General features: G+C 69.8%; 16 protein-coding genes. 3 read left to right on the top strand and 13 right to left on the bottom strand.

Annotation, left to right across the window (positions count from 1 at the left end):
• Position 1 precedes the first annotated feature (1 nt).
• Positions 2–820, top strand: a complete 819-nt coding sequence (locus DM480_RS08260; RefSeq protein ID WP_115378408.1) for an NAD(P)-dependent oxidoreductase — start codon at positions 2–4, stop codon at positions 818–820.
• On the opposite strand, the gene DM480_RS08255 is transcribed toward DM480_RS08260, so the two are convergent.
• The 6 genes from DM480_RS08255 to DM480_RS08230 form a co-directional block, all read right to left on the bottom strand.
• Entirely contained in the window at positions 730–1,659 is a 930-nt protein-coding gene (locus DM480_RS08255; protein ID WP_115378407.1) for a DMT family transporter, read from the bottom strand. The genes DM480_RS08260 and DM480_RS08255 overlap by 91 nt on opposite strands.
• Entirely contained in the window at positions 1,656–2,657 is a 1,002-nt protein-coding gene (locus DM480_RS08250; RefSeq protein WP_115381011.1) for a threonine aldolase family protein, read from the bottom strand. Before DM480_RS08250 ends, DM480_RS08255 begins: the two co-directional genes overlap by 4 nt.
• 273 nt (positions 2,658–2,930) lie before the next feature.
• Positions 2,931–3,656, bottom strand: a complete 726-nt coding sequence (locus tag DM480_RS08245) for a TorF family putative porin (protein ID WP_115378406.1) — start codon at positions 3,654–3,656, stop codon at positions 2,931–2,933.
• A 294-nt stretch (positions 3,657–3,950) separates the two neighbouring features.
• Positions 3,951–5,099, bottom strand: coding sequence for a glutathionylspermidine synthase family protein (locus DM480_RS08240; RefSeq protein ID WP_115378405.1), 1,149 nt, complete (start codon positions 5,097–5,099; stop codon positions 3,951–3,953).
• Positions 5,096–5,476: a hypothetical protein gene (locus DM480_RS08235; protein WP_115378404.1), complete on the bottom strand. Its 381-nt coding sequence runs from the start codon at positions 5,474–5,476 to the stop codon at positions 5,096–5,098. The genes DM480_RS08240 and DM480_RS08235 overlap by 4 nt, the downstream gene beginning before the upstream one ends.
• A 144-nt stretch (positions 5,477–5,620) precedes the next feature.
• A complete protein-coding gene (locus tag DM480_RS08230) occupies positions 5,621–7,789 on the bottom strand; it encodes a transglycosylase domain-containing protein (RefSeq protein ID WP_115378403.1) in 2,169 nt (722 codons plus the stop codon).
• 161 nt (positions 7,790–7,950) lie between these two features.
• Between DM480_RS08230 and DM480_RS08225 the strand changes: the two genes are divergently transcribed.
• Positions 7,951–8,526, top strand: a complete 576-nt coding sequence (locus DM480_RS08225; RefSeq protein ID WP_115378402.1) for an NADPH-dependent FMN reductase — start codon at positions 7,951–7,953, stop codon at positions 8,524–8,526.
• 10 nt (positions 8,527–8,536) lie between these two features.
• On the opposite strand, the gene DM480_RS08220 is transcribed toward DM480_RS08225, so the two are convergent.
• Positions 8,537–9,826 (bottom strand): dicarboxylate/amino acid:cation symporter, encoded by a 1,290-nt coding sequence (locus DM480_RS08220; RefSeq protein ID WP_198665775.1) that lies wholly within the window; start codon positions 9,824–9,826, stop codon positions 8,537–8,539.
• Between the two features lie 226 nt (positions 9,827–10,052).
• On the opposite strand from DM480_RS08220, the gene DM480_RS08215 reads away from it, so the two are divergent.
• Entirely contained in the window at positions 10,053–10,952 is a 900-nt protein-coding gene (locus DM480_RS08215; RefSeq protein ID WP_115378401.1) for a DMT family transporter, read from the top strand.
• Positions 10,953–11,019: 67 nt separating this feature from the next.
• On the opposite strand, the gene DM480_RS08210 is transcribed toward DM480_RS08215, so the two are convergent.
• The 6 genes from DM480_RS08210 to DM480_RS08185 form a co-directional block, all read right to left on the bottom strand.
• Positions 11,020–11,274, bottom strand: a complete 255-nt coding sequence (locus DM480_RS08210) for a hypothetical protein (protein ID WP_115378400.1) — start codon at positions 11,272–11,274, stop codon at positions 11,020–11,022.
• Between the two features lie 80 nt (positions 11,275–11,354).
• Positions 11,355–11,954 (bottom strand): potassium-transporting ATPase subunit KdpC, encoded by a 600-nt coding sequence (gene kdpC / locus DM480_RS08205; protein WP_115378399.1) that lies wholly within the window; start codon positions 11,952–11,954, stop codon positions 11,355–11,357.
• Positions 11,955–11,965: 11 nt separating this feature from the next.
• Positions 11,966–14,014 (bottom strand): potassium-transporting ATPase subunit KdpB, encoded by a 2,049-nt coding sequence (gene kdpB, locus DM480_RS08200; protein WP_115378398.1) that lies wholly within the window; start codon positions 14,012–14,014, stop codon positions 11,966–11,968.
• Positions 14,015–14,026: 12 nt separating this feature from the next.
• On the bottom strand, positions 14,027–15,745 hold the full coding sequence (gene kdpA / locus DM480_RS08195) for a potassium-transporting ATPase subunit KdpA (RefSeq protein WP_115378397.1): 1,719 nt from the start codon (positions 15,743–15,745) through the stop codon (positions 14,027–14,029).
• Between the two features lie 12 nt (positions 15,746–15,757).
• Complete coding sequence (kdpF, locus tag DM480_RS08190) at positions 15,758–15,847, bottom strand: K(+)-transporting ATPase subunit F (RefSeq protein WP_115378396.1); 90 nt, start codon at positions 15,845–15,847, stop codon at positions 15,758–15,760.
• Between the two features lie 113 nt (positions 15,848–15,960).
• Positions 15,961–16,839 (bottom strand): TorF family putative porin, encoded by an 879-nt coding sequence (locus DM480_RS08185; protein ID WP_115378395.1) that lies wholly within the window; start codon positions 16,837–16,839, stop codon positions 15,961–15,963.
• Between the last annotated feature and the right edge of the window lie 295 nt (positions 16,840–17,134).

Raw genomic sequence — 17,134 nt, 5'->3', positions numbered from 1 at the left:
CATGCTGCTGATCTTCGGCCTCGGCTATACCGCGTCGCGTATCGCCGGGGCGTGGCCGGGGGCGGTGATCGGGACGACGCGCGACGGGCGCGACGGGACGCTGCGCTTCGACGACGAGGCGGCGGTGCGCGTGGCGCTGGCGGGAACGAGCCATGTGCTTTCCTCCGTACCGCCGGAGGGGGACGCGGACCCGGTGCTGGCGCGCTATGGCGACGCGCTGGGCGGGCGCTGGCTCGGCTATCTGTCGTCCACCGGCGTCTATGGCGATGCGGGCGGCGCATGGGTGGACGAAAGCGCGCCGACCGGCGGCGGGCGACGCTCGGCGCGGGCGCAGGCGGATGCGGCGTGGCTGGCGCGCGGCGCGCGGGTGTTCCGCTTGCCCGGCATATACGGCCCCGGCCGATCGCCGCTGGAGCGGGTGCACGACGGCCGCGCGCATCGCGTGGGCTTGGCCGATCAGGTGTTCAGCCGCGTGCACGTCGACGACATCGTCGCGGGCGTGATCGCGGCGCGAGGCGCGCCGGCGGGAGCCTACAACCTCGCCGACGATCGGCCGTGCGCGCAGGATGACGTCGTCGCTTATGCCGCGGCGTTGCTCGGCCTGCCGCCGCCGCCCTTGGTGTCGCTCGACAGCCTGTCGCCGATAGCGCGGGGGTTCTATGCGGAGAATCGCCGCGTCGCCAACGGCAAGGCGAAGCGGCTGCTCGGCTGGGCGCCGCGCTATCCCGACTACCGGTTCGGCCTGCGTGCCCTGAGCGCGATGACCAGTCCGGTCGCGGTCAGCGCCGCACCGCCCGCCGCCAGCGCCGACCAGCGATAGCCCTCGAACACCGTCGACAGCAGCATCGCGATGACGGGGACGATGACGCTGGAATAGGCCGCCTTAGCCGGGCCAATAACGCGCAGCACGGTGTAATAGAGCGGGAAGGACAAGGTCGAGCCGGCAAGGCCGAGGTAGAGGATGCCCGCCCAATAGGCCGGGCGCATCTCCACCACCGGCGGCCCGGTGAGCCACCAGGCGAGCGCGCCGTCGACGGCGGCGCCGATCAGCATCGCAAAGGCGAGCGCGACGAGCATCGGGTAGCGGCGCGCGGTGGGCGTCGCCTGCATCACGTTGGCGCTTGACGCCGCAAGGATCGCGCAGGCGGTGAGCGCGAGGCCGATCAGCGTGTCCGCCCGCCCCGCCGCGCCGCTGCGCGCCTCATGGACGAACAGCAGGGCGATGCCCGCCACCGCGACTGCGGAGCCCGCGATCAGCTGGCGCCCCATCCGCTGGCCGAGCACGATGCGCGCGAGCAGCGCGTTGGGGACGAGCAGCAGCGCGAAAGCGACCGCGACGAGGCCGGAGGTGATGTGATGTTCCGCCCGGTAGACGAAGTTGAAATTGAGGCAGAACTGGCACAGCCCGACCGCGGCGGCGAACAGCCAGCCGCGCCCGTCGAGCGCCAGCCGCTCGCCGCGGAATTTGGCGTAGAGCGCCATCGCGGTGCCTGCGACGATGAAGCGATAGGTGACCGACCAGCTGGGCGGCACGACGCCCAATTGGTCGCGGATCACCAGCCACGTCGATCCCCAGATGAGCGTGACGATCGCGAACGGGATGAGGATCGCGGCGCGGGTCGATTGCGGGGCGGCCGGATCGTTCGCAGCCCGGTTCATAGGGTGGCGATCGCCTCCGCGAGCGCGGCGACATGGCCCGGATCGCTGTCCCATGCGGTGACGAGGCGGATTTCGCCCGGTGCCCAGTCATAGAAGTCGAACCCCTGCGCGCGCAGCGCCGCGGCCTCTTCGGGCGTGACGCGCAGGAACACCTCGTTCGCCTCGACCGGATGGACCAGCCGGGCGGGCGCCGCGGCGGCGAGCCGGGCGGCGTGCGCATTGGCGGCGGCGCCATTGGCGATCCACAGGTCGTCCTCCAGCATCGCCAGCACCTGCGCGGCGAGATAGCGGCCCTTGGAGAGCAGCAGCCCGGCACGCTTGCGGCGATAGCGCGTGACGTCGGCAAGGTCGGGGCGGAAGAAGAGGAGCAGTTCCGCGCTCATCGCGCCGTTCTTGACGAAGCCGAACGACAAAGCGTCGACGCCCGCGCGCCACGTCACGTCGGCGGGGGCGCAGCCGAGCGTCGCGATCGCATTTGCGAAACGCGCGCCGTCCATGTGCAGGCCAAGGCCGCGCGCCTTGGCGAGGTCGCCGATCGCCGCGACCTCGGCCGGCGTGTAGACGCGGCCATATTCGGTGGCGTTGGTGATCGATATCGCGTGCGGCTGCACCCGGTGGACGTCGTTGGGAATGGCATCGATCACGCCGCGGATCGCGTCCGGCGTCAGCTTCGCGCCCGGCCCGTCGGCGAGGAACAGCTTCGCGCCGTGCGTGTAGAATTCGGGCGCGCCGCCTTCGTCGTTCTGGATATGCGCGTCGCGGTGGCACACGATGCCGCCGTGCGGCGGGCACAGCGCGGCGAGCGCGAGGCAATTCGCCGCGGTGCCCGTCGGCACCCATAGCGCGGCGACATCGGTGCCGAACAGCGTGGACAACCGCGCATCGAGCCCGCGCGAGCGCGCATCGCCGTCATAGGCGGTGTCGAGCGTGTCGGCGGCGATGATGGCGGCCATCACCTGTGGGTGGACGGGCGCGGCATTGTCGGAGAAGAAGCGCATGGCGTTCGCCTTGCGGCGGCCCGCCCCGCCGGTCAACGCAGGAAGCGTCGGCCGGAGGAACAGCGGCGGTCCGGCGCCCGAAACCCCGGCGCCAGGGCGGATCGACATTCACCGATCCAGACTTTCCGCCGTGACCCCGGACTTGATCCGGGGTCCCGCTATTTGAGGATCGAAGAAGCGGGACCCCGGCTCTGCGGCCGGGGTAACGAGAAGAGGACCGTATGTCGTCCAGAGGTAGCGATATCCGCGCCAAAAGCTGAAGGCCGATCCGACCTAAAAGCGCAGGGCCACGCGCCCGACCAGCGTATCGCCGGCGTGCCCGCCCGACAGGCGCGCCGCGTCGCGCGCGATGTCGGTGCCGACATAGTCGAGACCGATCGACAGCCGCCCGCGCACATGGCGGCCGCCGATCGTCCAGTCGGTATAGTCGCCGCCAGGACGCAGCCGGGCCGCGGCCACCGCGTCGTCGGTAGCGCCGCCGGTGCGGCCGATCTGCGCATGCAGGCTGATCGGGGTGCCGGGCACGCCGCCCTCGGCGCGGGCGAACAGATAGAGGATGTCGCCGCCGATCGACGATTGGCGCGGGGCGTAGCGCGCGCCGCCGGTCAAGGTGAGCGGGCCGATCAGATAGTCGAGATCCGCACCGCCCTCGACGAAGTCCTGCCGCCCGCGCGCACCGGCGAACAGATGCGCCGCGCCGACCCCGACGAGATCGACGCCGCCGCCGAGCGGCAGCGTATAGCCGAGGTCGAGATCGCCGACCGCATCCGCGCCGCCGAACCGCGCGCTGCCGCGCGTCGCAGTGAGGCGCGCACCCGCATCGAACGGGCCGGCGGTGGCGCGCACCGCGACCGACGGGGCGAGCGCGCCGTCGCTCCAGCTGAGCCCGCGGCGGCGATCGTCGCTGGCGGCGGCGACGTCGATGCTGGTCGTAGTCTGCGCGATCGCCGGAGCGGCGGCGAACAGCGACAAGAGCGCGATGGCGAGGGAATGACGCATGGGTCCGCCGCCCTGTCGCGTGGTATCTCGGCGGTCAAGCACGCTGTACGGCACGATCGCGCAATGTCGTCCAACGAAGGCGCACAACCTTTGGTGAGATTGACGCAAGCTCGTCATTGCGAGCGTAGCGAAGCAATCCAGCGACGGATCAAGACGCCCTGGATTGCTTCGCTACGCTCGCAATGATGGATCGCCTTGCCGGCATCCTATTCTGCAGGCATCGTGCCTGACGGCAGATTTGAACCGGATGCGGCAGTGTTCCCCCTCCCGCTGCCGCCAGCTGGCGACGGCCCGTCAGTCGGCGATCACATGCGGGACGAAGCGCGCGGTGTTGCCGGTGATGAGGCCGTCCTCGCGGATGCCGATCCCCGCAGGCGCGCCGTCGACGATCCAGCTGCCGATCACCGGGTAACAGCCGGGCGCGGCTTCGGGCAGCGGGTAGAAGGCCTGGTAGACGTAGCCCATATCGCCATAGGCGCCGTCGGCCTCCGCGACGACGCGGCCGCCGCAGCGGATCGACACGTTCGCCCCCTCGCGCGCGAGCAGCGGCTTGGCGACCGTGTCGCCATCGGGGATGTCGAAGCTCGCGGGCAGCAGATTGGGATGGCCGGGATTGCGCTGCCACAGGATCGGCAGGATCGCCTTGTTCGACCAGATCATCTTCCACACCGGCTCGATCCACAATGTCGTGCCGGCGGCGAGGCTTTCGGCGAGCTGGGGCGCGAACGCCTCGCGCGTCAGCCATTCCCAGGGATAGAGCTTGTACAAAGCCTCGACCGGCGCATCGTCGCCGTCGACGAAGCGGCGCGCATCCTCGTCCCAGCCGATATCGTCCATCGTGACGCCGGCGGTCGCGATCCCCGCCGCCTCCGCGGTGTCGCGCAGATAGGCGACGGTCACCGCATCCTCGCCGCTGTCCTCGTCGGCATGCGCGAAATGGACGCGCGGCGGCAGATACGGGGCGATGTCGCGCCATTTCGCGACCAGCGCCTCGTGCAGGTCGTTATACTGGCCGAGCGCGGGGAACACCGCCTCCTTCCAGTCCCATTGCACCACCGCCGCCTCGAGCAGGGAGGTCGGCGTGTCGCAGTTGAATTCGAACAGCTTGGGCGGCCCGGCGCCGTCATAGCCGAGGTCGAAGCGCCCGATGTTGAGCGCGGGCGGCTCCGCGGCCCAGGCGTCGCGGATCGGCTGATGGAAGGCGGCGGGAATGTCGAAGCGCGCGAGCAGGGCGGGATCGGCGAGGATCGCGTCGCCCGCATCGACGAACAGGCGGTAAAGCTCGGCGGTCGCCGTCTCGATCGCGGCGATCTGCGCAGGCGTGAAGCGGTAATGCGCACCCTCGTGCCAATAGGGCTTGCCGTCGGCGGTGTGCCAGACGAGCCCTTGCGCCTCGACCGCCGCCTGCCAGTCGGGGCGCGGCGCCGTCTCGATGCGGATCACGAGCGGCCGCCGCCGAAGAAGCGGGCCGCGCTGCCGAAGCCGCCGCGACTGATCGCGCCGCTGCGCGTCACCGCGGTGGCGGGCGGCGCAAAGGCGTAACGCGCCGCCGGGTTGCGGGCGTAGGAGCCGCCGCCAACCCGCTCGCCGAGGAACGGCAGCCGCGCGTTGCGGCCAAGATAATACCAACCGAAGCCCCCGCCCCCGTGCGCATAGGATGCGCGGCGGCAATTGGCGTCGGCGACGCGGTTGCCCTGCTTGTCGGTGCATACCGCGGTGTCCTGCGCGGTCGTCCAGCCATTGTCCTTGGGCTGGCGGTCGCAACCGCTTGCGAGCAGGCTGGCGGCGACGGCGGTGGTGATCCTGAGGTCGATCTTCATACGCTTCCCCCCCTTATCCTCCCCGCCCGCGGGGAGGTGGCAGCGCGTCAGCGCTGACGATGGGGTTCTCCACGCTGCACAGCGTTTGTGGAAGCCCCCCTCCACCGCCTTCGGCGGTCCCCCTCCCCTTGCAGGGGAGGATAGTTACCCTCCCTCGTCCGCCGGCGGCCCCTCCTCGCCGCGACGCGGCTCGCGCGGCGGCGGCGGACCGTCGGGCGTGCGGCGCGGCGTGATCGAGATGCTGCCGTCGCGGTTGGTGTTGAGATCGATGCCGGCGCCGCGCAGTGCGCCCTGCACCTGCGGAATGGCATCGCCGACCGTATCCTGGATGAGGTCGCCAACGGCATCGCCGACATTGTCGGTCAGCGCTTCGGGGTCCATCGCATTCTCCTCGACCACCACCGGCCGCTCGACCGGCGCGATGCCCAGCGCGGACACCATGAAGTTGCGCCACAGCTGCGCGGGGATGCCGCCGCCGTGCAGGCCGGGGTTGGGCGAACTGTCGTCGTTACCCACCCAGACCCCGACGACGAGATCGCCCGCAAAGCCGATGAACCACGCATCGCGGCTGTTCTGGCTGGTGCCCGTCTTCCCGTAGGCGGGGACGGTCAACGCCGCCTCGCGCCCCGTCCCGCGCAGCGACGATCCGAGCAGTTCCAGCATCTTCTGCCGCGTGTCGTCGTCGAGCGACTTCTGCCCGCCGGTCAGCGACTGGTACCAGGCGCCCTTGTTGGCGACCTCCTGAAGCCCGCGCGGCTGGACGGGATAATGGCCGTTGGCGATGGCCGCATAGGCGGCGGTGAGTTCGAGCAGCGTCACCTCCGACGTGCCGAGCCCGATCGTCGCCTCGTTGGCGATCGGCGTCGAGATGCCGAGGTCGCGCGCCGCCTGGATGACGTTGCGCACGCCGACCTGCTGCGTCAGCCGCGCGGCGACGACGTTCGACGAACGCGCGAAGGCGCGGCGCAGCGTGATCGGCCCCAGATAGCGGTTATCGTCGTTCTTGGGCTTCCACCCGGCAATCTCGACGCGGCTGTCGTCCATCACCGAATCGGGCGTCATGCCGGCGCGCATCGCGGCGAGGTAGACGAACAATTTGAAGGTCGATCCCGGCTGGCGCATCGCCTGCGTCGCGCGGTTGAACGGGCTCTTGGTGTAGTCCTTGCCGCCGACCATCGCGACGACGCGGCCGTCGGGCCGCATCGCGACGATCGCCGCCTGCGCCTGCCGAAGGCCCGCCTGGCGGATGACGCGTTCCGCGGTCGCCTGCAACCGGCGGTCGAGTGTCGTCTTCACCGTCGATTCGCTCTTCACCTCGCCGGCCTGATCGCGCGCCTCGGGCAGCACCCAGTCGGCGAAATAGGTACCGCTGGGCAATTGCGCGGGCCGGCTGGCGAGCACGCGCTGCGGCTGGACGTCGACGGCTTCCGCCTTGGTCAGGAAGCCCGCATCCGCCATCGCGCGCACCACGACCATCTCGCGCTTGCGTGCGCCCTCCAGATTGCTCGTCGGAGCGAGGCGTGATGGCGCCTTGACGAGGCCGGCCAGCATCGCCGCCTGGCCGATGTTCATATCCTCCGGCGCGCGGCCGAAATAATGTTTTGCCGCCGCGGTCAGGCCATAGACGTTGTCGCCGAAATAGACGTTCGACAGATAGCGCGACAGGATCTGGTCCTTCGACAGCCATGCTTCGAGCCAAAAGGCGATCATCACCTCGCGGATCTTGCGCGCGGCGGTGCGATCCGAATCGAGGAAGGCGTTCTTCGCCAGCTGCTGCGTGATCGTGCTGCCGCCCTCGCGCACGCCGCCCGAGCCGACGTTGTGGACGAAGGCGCGCAGGATGCCGCGCGGGTCGATGCCCCAGTGGCTGTAGAAGCGCCGATCCTCGATCGCGAGGAACGCCTGCGTGACGTGTTTCGGCAGCTTCGCCGCGTCGACCGGCGCGCCGATGACCGCGCCGCGCCGCGCGATCGGCGTGCCGTCGTCCGCGGTCAGCGTGATCGAGGGCGGCGTCGGCGGCTGCAGCGACTTCGACAAGGGCGCGGTGAAGGCGAGCCAGCCGACCGCGATGACGAACAGCACGATCAGCGCGCCGAGCCCGCGCACGATCCAGCGGCCGACCGGCAAGCGGCGGCGCGGCGCGACGTCGTCGGCGGGCGCATCGTCATGGAAATCGGCGAAGCGATCCGCATAGCGGTCGTGCACGTCGGCCGCCGGCGCCTCGTCGTCGAGCGCGTAACGCCGCCCGATCGGGCCAAGGCGGTGAGTGTCGATGGAATCGTGACGCATCGGCTCGTCCCAGCGGTCAGCCATGGGGTGTATTACTATCCTAAAGCGGCTGGAGGCAAGTCTTTCGCGCCGATCCGCGCCATTTACCGTGTCGCAAGGCGGATGGCCAGCATCGGGACCGGCATCGCCGCACGGCACCGACGCGTGCTGGCGCAGGGGGACGACGCACGCTATCGCTCGCGGCCATGACCGCATCCCCTCCCCCGCTCGTCGTCGGCATCGGCGGCACCATCGGCGGCGTCTCGTCGACCGAGCGCGCGCTGCGCATCGCGCTCGACGCCGCGGCGGAACAGGGGTTCGCGACGCAGATGTTCGGCGGCGCCGACATGGCGCGGCTGCCGCTCTACGACCCGCGCGCGCATACGCGGACCGATGACGAGCAGGCATTCGTCGCCGCGGTGCGGCGCGCGTCGGCGGTGATCATCGCGAGTCCCGGCTATCACGGGTCGATCAGCGGCGTCGTCAAGAACGCGCTCGACCTGCTCGAGGAGACGGCGAAGGATGCGCGGCCGTACCTCGCCGACATGCCCGTCGGGCTGATCGCGACCGCTTATGGCTGGCAGGCGACGGGATCGACGATCGCGGCGCTGCGCTCGATCGTCCACGCGCTGCGCGGCTGGCCGACGCCGTTCGCCGCCGCGATCAACACGCAGGTGACCAAGTTCGACGATCAGGGCGGCGCCAGCGACCCCGCGGTGCTCGAGCAACTGCGGCTGATCGGCCGCCAGGTCGCCCGCTTCGCGCCGCTCGCCACAGCCTGATCGGCACGGGCTAGGCGGCGGCGAGCGCGCCGCCCTGCGTCTCGCCCAGCATCCCCTGCCGCTTGGCGACGATCGTCGGGATCAGCGCCTGGCCCGCGACATTGACCGCCGTGCGCCCCATGTCGAGGATCGGGTCGATCGCGAGCAACAGGCCCGCGCCCTCCAGCGGCAAACCGAGCGTCGACAGCGTCAGCGTCAGCATGACCAGCGCGCCGGTCAGCCCCGCGGTCGCCGCCGAGCCGAGCACCGACACCATCACGATCAGCAGGTAATCGACGCCGTGCAGCGGGATGCCGTAATATTGCGCGACGAACAAAGCCGCGATCGCCGGATAGATGGCGGCGCATCCGTCCATCTTCGTCGTCGCGGCGAAGGGCACGGCAAAGGCCGCGTAGCTGCGCGGCACGCCAAGGCGCTGTTCGACCACCTCTTCGGTGACCGGCAGGGTCGCGATCGACGAGCGCGAGACGAAGCCGAGCTGGATCGCGGGCCAGGCGGCGGCGAAGAAGCGCCGCGGACTGATCCCGTTCGCCAGCATCAGCAGCGGGTAGACGACGAACAGCACCAGCGCCAAGCCGATGTAGACGGCGATCGCAAAGGTGCCGAGCGCGGACAGCGACTGCCAGCCGTAGCGCACGACCGCGCTGCCGAGCAGCGCGCCGGTGCCAATGGGGGTCAGCCGCACCACCCAGCGCAGGATGCGGCGGAAGATCGCCAGCGCCGACGCGTTGAAGGCGAGGAACGGCGCCCCCGCCTCGCCGACGCGCACCGCCGCGACGCCGATCGCGACCGCGGCGACGATCAGCTGCAGCACGTTGAACGACAGTTTGGTCGTTGCCGCGCCATCCTTCAGACTGGTCGACGCCTCCAATCCCAGAATGTTGACCGGCACCAGCCCGCGCAGGAAATCGAGCCACGAGCCCGCCGTATCGGGCCGCACCGCGCTTGCCGCGCTGACCCCGGCATGGACGCCCGGCTGCAGCAGGGCGCCGAGCGCCAGCCCGATGCTGACCGCGATCAGCGCGCTGATCGCGAACCAGACGAACGTGCCCGCGACCAGCCGCGCGGCATTGTTGAGATCGCGCAGCGCCGCGATCGATGCGACGATCGCGGTGAAGACGAGCGGGATGACCAGCGCCTTCAGCAATTGCACGAACAGGTCGCCGACGATGCGCAGCCCCTCCGCCAGCCCGGCGACCCCGGTGCTGCGCGCGACGAAGCCGAGCATCAGGCCGACGCCCATGCCGACGAACACCTGGACCCCGAACGGGGGCATGCGGAAACGGGCCGATTCGGTCATCACCGCGGTGTAGGTGCCCCATGCCCGTGCCGGGCACAAGAAATGCGTGGGCCGGGTAAAGCCGCCGTCGCGGGCGGCCTCGATCCCCTGTCGCGGGCTCCAGCGAGCGGTGCCCCGTCACCCCGGGCTTGACCCGGGGTCCCGCTTCCGTGCGACAGTGCACGACGACGCAAGGCCCCCGGCGCTTCGGGCGGCGGACAAACGCGAGATAACGGAGCCCCTTTCCATGACGGTATCCGCGCGCCGCACGATCCGGCGCAACGCCTTCCTCGCCCTGATCCTTGCGGGGATATGCTGGGGCCTCGGCTTTCCGCTCGGCAAGCTCGCGCTGCGCGAGACGACGCCCGCGCACATGGTGCTGCTGCGCTTCGCCGTCGCCGCGGTCGCCGCCCTGCCGTTCGTGCTGGGGCGCGAGGCGCGGGCGCTGTTCGCCTCGCCCGCGGTCCTCCTTGCCGGATCGCTCTACGCGCTCGGCTTCCTCGTCCAGTTCGAAGGCCTGGCACGGGTCAGCGTGACGCTCGCCGCGCTGCTGGTCGGCGCGATGCCCGCGCTGATCGCGGTATCGGCGCGCCTGCTCGGCGAGCGGACGACCGCGAAAAGCTGGGCCGGCGTCGCGGCCGCGACGCTGGGCGCGGTGCTGATCGCGGGCGATCCGGGCGGCGCGGGGTCGCTCGCGGGCGTGCTGCTCTCCCTCGCCTCGCTGCTGCTGTTCCTCGGCTGGTTCTATGCGCTGAAGGGCGCGCCGACGGTGCGCGCGCCGCTCGCGATGCCGGCGGTGACGGTGATCGTCGCCGCGCTCGCGATCCTGCCGATCTCGCTCGCGATGCACGGCGCGCCGCGCCTCGACCTCAGCGTCGGCGCCTGGGCCGGCATCGTCGGGCAGGGGCTGCTCTCGACGATGCTCGCCACGGCGGCATGGCAATATGGCTCCTCGCGGGTCGGCAGCGCCAGCGCGGGCGTGTTCATCAACATCGAACCGCTGATGGGCGCGATCATCGGCGTCGCGCTGTTCGGTGACCGCCTGACCGCAGCGCTGGCCGCGGGCGGCGTGCTCATTATCCTCGGCAGCCTTGCCGTCGTGCTCGGCGAAGACCACCACCACGACGCACCGCCAACGGTGGCCTGAGCGACGACCGGAATGCCGGTCGCATGGCAAAGGATTATGATGTCGCTTTCCCGCGGACGCGCCGGGTTCAACCGGATCGCCGCCAGCGGGGGCCGACCTCGATCCGATCGAACAGGTGACGCCCGACGAGGGCGAGTGCGCTGCCGGCGCTCGCGCTTGCGAAGCCGGTCAGGGCGAGGGCATAGGCCAGGATGCCGGCCCGCTGGGTCGGCAGATGCAGCGCCACCAGCCCCAGGATCGCGCGGTAGCTTACCCAGCAGAGAAGAAGCCCCGCGGCGCGTAGACCGATGTCGGCGCGCCGCGACCGATGCCATGCCGCCATGCCCTTACCCTCGTCGTCCTTGTCCTCGTCGTGATGCTCCGGCTATCGGCCCGACATGGTGTCGGGGCCGGCAGGCCGCGTCAGCGCGCCGGTGTGGCGAAGGCGGGAACGGGCTGCAGCGCATCCAGCGCCCGGTTGAGCGCCAGGACGTTGACGTGCGGATCGCCGAACAGCGACGTCTCCACGTTCTGGCTGACGAGCGCGCGGATGCGATCGATCGAAACGCCCCGCACCCGCGCGACCCGGGGCGCCTGTGCCCACGCCGCGTCGGGCGACAGATCGGGATCGAGGCCCGAGCCGCTCGCCGTGACGAGATCCGCGGGCAGTGCGCCGGCGACGCCCTCGCTGCGCCGCTTCGCGATGTCGGCCTTCACCCGATCCACCAGCGCCTTGCTCGTCGGGCCGAAGTTCGAGCCGGACGAATTGAGGCCGTCATAGCCCTTGCCGGCGGCCGAGGGGCGCGTCTGGAAATAGCGGTCGGCGACGAAGGCCTGGCCGACGACCGTCGAACCGATCACCTTGCCCCCGGTGTCGCGGACCAGGCTGCCATTGGCCTGGCCGGGGAAGACGGCCTGACCGATGCCGGTCATCGCCAGCGGATAGGCGAGCCCGAGAAGCGCGGCGAACAGGATCGTCATGACGATCGCGGGGCGCAGCGCGGAAGAGAAATCCTTGCCCATTTTCTTGATCCTTACGCGAGGCCGAGGCCACCGACCACGAGGTCGATGAGCTTGATGCCGACGAACGGCGCGACGAGGCCGCCAAGGCCGTAGACGGCGAGGTTGCGCGCCAGCAGCGGGCCCGCCCCCATCGGTTTGTAGGCGACGCCCTTCAGCGCGAGCGGCACCAGCAGCGGGATGATGATCGCGTTGAAGATGATCGCGCTGAGGATCGCCGACTGTGGCGTCGCCAGCCCCATGACGTTGAGCACGCCGAGGCCGGGGTAGAGCGCCACGAACATCGCCGGGATGATCGCGAAATATTTGGCGACGTCGTTCGCGACCGAAAAGGTCGTCAGCGCGCCGCGCGTCATCAGCAGCTGCTTGCCCAGCCCGACGACCTCGATCAGCTTGGTCGGATCGCTGTCGAGGTCGACCATGTTGCCCGCCTCGCGCGCGGCCTGCGTGCCGGTGTTCATCGCGACGCCGACGTCGGCCTGCGCCAGCGCGGGCGCATCGTTGGTGCCGTCGCCGCACATCGCGACCAGCTTGCCGCCCTGCTGCTCCTTGCGGATCAGGTCCAGCTTGTCCTCCGGCGTCGCCTGGGCGAGGAAATCGTCGACCCCCGCCTCGGCCGCGATCGCCGCGGCGGTGAGCGGGTTGTCGCCGGTGATCATCACCGTGCGGATGCCCATCGTGCGCAATTCGCCGAAGCGCTCGCGGATCCCCGCCTTGACCACGTCCTTCAGGAAGATCGCGCCGAGCAGGCGGCCGTCCTTCGCGACGGCGAGCGGCGTGCCGCCCGCGCGCGCGATCTCGTCGGTGATGCGGCGCAGCTCGGTCGCCGCCGCCGTCTCGCCCGATCCGGCGTTGGCGCGCAGGATCGAATCGACCGCGCCCTTCTGGATCAGCGTGTCGCCGAAGCGGACGCCGGATACGCGCGTCTGCGCGGTGAAGGGGATGACTTCCGCCCCCTCCGGCATCGCGCGCTGCAGGTTGAACCGGTCGCGCGCCAGGACGACGATCGAGCGGCCTTCCGGCGTCTCGTCCGCCAGGCTGGCAAGCAGCGCCGCCTCCGCCAGTTCGGCATCGCTGGTGCCACCGACGCTGCGGAACTCGCTGGCCTGGCGATCACCGATGGTGATCGTGCCGGTCTTGTCGAGCAGCAGGACGTCGATGTCGCCGGCCGCCTCCACCGCGCGGCCCGACTTGGCGAGCACGTTGAAGCGCACGAGCCGGTCCATGCCCGCGATGCCGATCGCCGACAGCAATGCCGCGATCGTCGTCGGGATCAGCGTGATGAGCAGCGCCGCCAGGATCGCGACGGGAATGCTGCCGCCGGCGTAGCTGGCGAAGCCGGGGATGGTGCCGACGGCGATCAGGAAGATGATCGTCAGGCCGACGAGCAGGATGGTCAGCGCGACTTCGTTCGGCGTCTTCTGCCGCTCCGCCCCCTCGACCAGCGCGATCATCCGATCGAGGAAGCCCTTGCCCGGCTCCACCGTCACCTTGACGCGGATCTCGTCCGAGATGACGCGGGTGCCCGCCGTCACCGCCGACCGGTCGCCGCCCGCCTCGCGGATCACCGGCGCGCTTTCCCCGGTGATCGCCGCCTCGTTGACCGAGGCGACACCCGACACGACGTCGCCGTCCGACGGGATGAGATCGTTGGTTTCGACCAGCACGATGTCGCCGACCTTGAGCTGGCTGGCCGACACGTTGTCATAGGCGCGGCCGTCGCCCTTCAGCCGTTTGGCGGTCAGTTCCGCCTTGGTCGCACGCAGGCTGGCGGCCTGCGCCTTGCCGCGGCCTTCGGCGAGCGCTTCGGCGAAGGTGCCGAACAGCACGGTCAGCCACAGCCAGACGGCGAGCTGCGCCTTGAAGGCGGTCGTCAGGTTGTCGTGCCCGATGACAAGCAGGACGGTCATCAGCGCCGCGACCGCAGCGGTCACGAACATGACGGGGTTGCGGACCAGCTGGCGCGGGTCGAGCTTCAGGAACGACGCCTTGATCGCGGGCACGACCAGGTCGGCGGTGAACAGGCTTTTGGCCGAAGATTTTTGGGATTGGGCTTTTGCCATGGTGGCCCCCGATCAGAACAGCTGGCCGCGGATCATCGCGAGATGATCGGCGATGGGACCGAGCGCGAGGCTCGGCAGGAAGGTGAGGCCGCCCAGGATCAGCACGATGCCGACGAGCAGTCCGACCCACAGGCCCCCGGTGGTCGGGAACGAGCCGGCGCTTTCAGGCGTGTACTTCTTCGCCGCGAGGCTGCCGGCGATCGCCAGCATCGGCACGATGATGAAGAATCGACCGCCCCACATCGCGATCCCGAGCAGCCCATTGTAATAGGGCGTGTTGGCGGTGAGCCCCGCGAAGGCGGACCCGTTGTTCCCCACCGCGCTGGTGAAGGCGTACAGGATTTCGCTGAAGCCGTGCGGCCCCTTGTTGAGCGGTCCGGCGAGACCCTGCTGCAGCACCGACGACAAGGCGGTCAGCCCCAGGATGAGCAGCGGCAGCACCGCGATGGCGAGCACGGCGAGCTTCACCTCGCGGCTCTCGATTTTCTTGCCGACATATTCCGGCGTGCGCCCGACCATCAGGCCCGCGACGAACACCGCCAGGATGGCGAACAGCAGGAAGCCGTAGATGCCCGCACCGACGCCGCCGACCACGACCTCGCCCAGCTGGATGTTGAACAGCGGGATCATGCCGCCGAGCGCGGTGAAGCTGTCGTGCATGGCATTGACCGCGCCGCACGATGCCGCCGTGGTCACGACCGAGAACAGGGCGGAGGCGGCGATGCCGAAGCGCACCTCCTTGCCCTCCATATTGCCCCCGGCGACGCCGACATGGTGAAGGATCGGGTTGCCTGCCGCTTCCTGCCAATAGGTGACCGTCACGCCGGCGAGGAATAGGATCACCATCGCCGACAGGATCGCCCAGCCCTGACGCGTGTTGCCGACGGCCTTGCCGAACGTCCAGGTCAGGCCGAAACCGATGACGAAGATCGACAGCATCTGCGCGAAATCGACCAGCGCGGTCGGGTTTTCGAACGGGTGGGCGCTGTTGGCGTTGAAGAAGCCGCCGCCGTTGGTGCCGAGCATCTTGATCGCTTCCTGGCTGGCGACCGGCCCCAGCAGCAGCGCCTGTTTCGCGCCTTCCAGCGTCTGGACGTTGACGACGCCCGCCATCGTCTGCGGCACGCCGCTGGCGATCAGGAAGACAGTGTAGACGATGCACAGCGGCAGCAGCAGGTACAGCGTGATCCGCGTGACGTCGGCCCAGAAATTGCCGATCGCCCCCATCCCGTTCTTCAGGGCCTCGCGCCGCGCGAAACCGCGGAACAGGGCAAAGGCGAGCGCGATCCCCGTCGCGGCCGACAGGAAGTTGTGGATGGTCAGCCCCAGCATCTGGCTGAGGTTCGACATGGTGCTTTCGCCGCTGTAGCTCTGCCAGTTGGTGTTGGTGGTGAAGCTGACCGCGGTGTTGAAGGCGAGATCCGGCGACAGGCCCGCCAGACCCTGCGGATTGCCCGGCAGCACGCCCTGGAGCCTCAGCACGGCATAGGTCAGGATCAGCAGCGCCACGTTGAACAGCAGCATGTGGACGGCGTAGCGGCGCCAGCTCTGCTCGGCCGCCGGATCGATGCCGGAGAGCCTGTAGAAGCCGCGTTCGATCGGGCCCAGCACGCCGTGCAGCGGCGTCCGCCGGCCTTCGTAGAGCGTATGGAGCCACAGCCCCATCGGTTTGGTGAGCGCCAGCAGGATGCCGACGAACAGGAGGATCAGGAACCAGCCCTGGAGTGTCATGGATCGCCTCCCTCAGAAGCGTTCGGGGCGGATCAGCACCGCCACGAGATAGACAAGAAGGCCAAATGCGGTCAGCGCCGCCAGCCAGAGGTCGAGCGTCATCGCCGGGTCTCCCTTATGCGTTGTCGCAAAGACGGGCGAAGGCGAGCGTGAGCGCGACGAGCCCGATGATGATCGCGATCCAGACCAGATCCTGCATTGCCATCCTCCAACGATCAGAATGCCGCGGTCAGCGTGGCGAGGAGGGTGCTTCCGGCGATGTTGCCGGTGCCGTCCTGGCCCTTGCTGAAGCTCGGCCGCAGATAGGCGGCGTCGCGGTCGGAAATGCTGGTGTCGACCCACGACAGGCCCAGCGTCAGGTTGCGGTACGTCGTGTCGGCGCCCAGCGACCAGTCCCAGTATGCGCCGGTCGGCGTCGGCGCCGTGGCGTTGGGTCCGAGCCCGTCCATGCCCCAGCTGTGGCCGATGTGCGCCTTGGCGGTGAAGGGCGTGCCGTGGATCGCGGCGGCGCCGTCACCCCACAGATACAGGTTGTCGCTCTTCGCGCCGGGATGATCGTAGACCCCACGCGCCGCGCTGGCGCCGTTGTCGTACCATTTGCCGATCGCCTGCTGCTTGGGGGCATAAGCGGCGCCTGCGGTCAACGACACCGGGCCGGCCGTGCCGGACAGCTTCGCATAGGGTTCGGCATAGTCGGTCTTCGACGCGCCGCCGGGATACATGTACCAGGTCAGGCCGACGTCGAGCGTGCCGGTCGGCGACACCCTGGTCTTGTAGCCGCCGATCAGGTCGAGCTCCATGTTCGCGCCGCCGAACGTGCCCCAGCCGGCAAGGTTCGAGGCCCAGGTGCCGACGTAGAAGCCGCTGTCGTGCGCGACGGTGATGCCCGCCTGGACGGCCATGTGCTCGTCGCTCTGCGAGATGCCGCGCAGACGGTAATCCGACACGATCGCGGCCGAGCCGCTGATCGTGAGCGCCGGCGGCGGCGGCGTATCGGTCGCAGCCTCGCTCTTGCCCGGAGGCGCGGACTGCGCGTGCGCGACAACCGGCAGCGCGAGAACCACGGCGGCGGCGACGGCTTGGCAAAACTTCATTCTTGCACCCCTTGAGGAGCGATCGCCCCATGACGATCCGCTTCAGGGGAGCGCGATTAGGCCCGGCGTGCGTTGCAATTCGAGAGCGATTCCGATGATTCGCATAGCGCTGGCATATAGCGGCCGCTTTTTTCGCCGCCGGCGACGGCGCGCGGCGTCACCGGGTTCGGTGACGGATTCGCCGCGATCGCTCATCGCGCCCGGCGCGTCATCAAGATTGGGCCTTGGCGCGGCGAGCTGGACCGTCCAGGTTTTCGGATCGCGGGCCAGCGCCGGATATCGTCGGATCATCGGC

The organism is Sphingomonas sp. FARSPH (assembly GCF_003355005.1).
Taxonomy (GTDB): domain Bacteria; phylum Pseudomonadota; class Alphaproteobacteria; order Sphingomonadales; family Sphingomonadaceae; genus Sphingomonas.
This window is presented reverse-complemented; position numbering and strand designations above follow the sequence as displayed.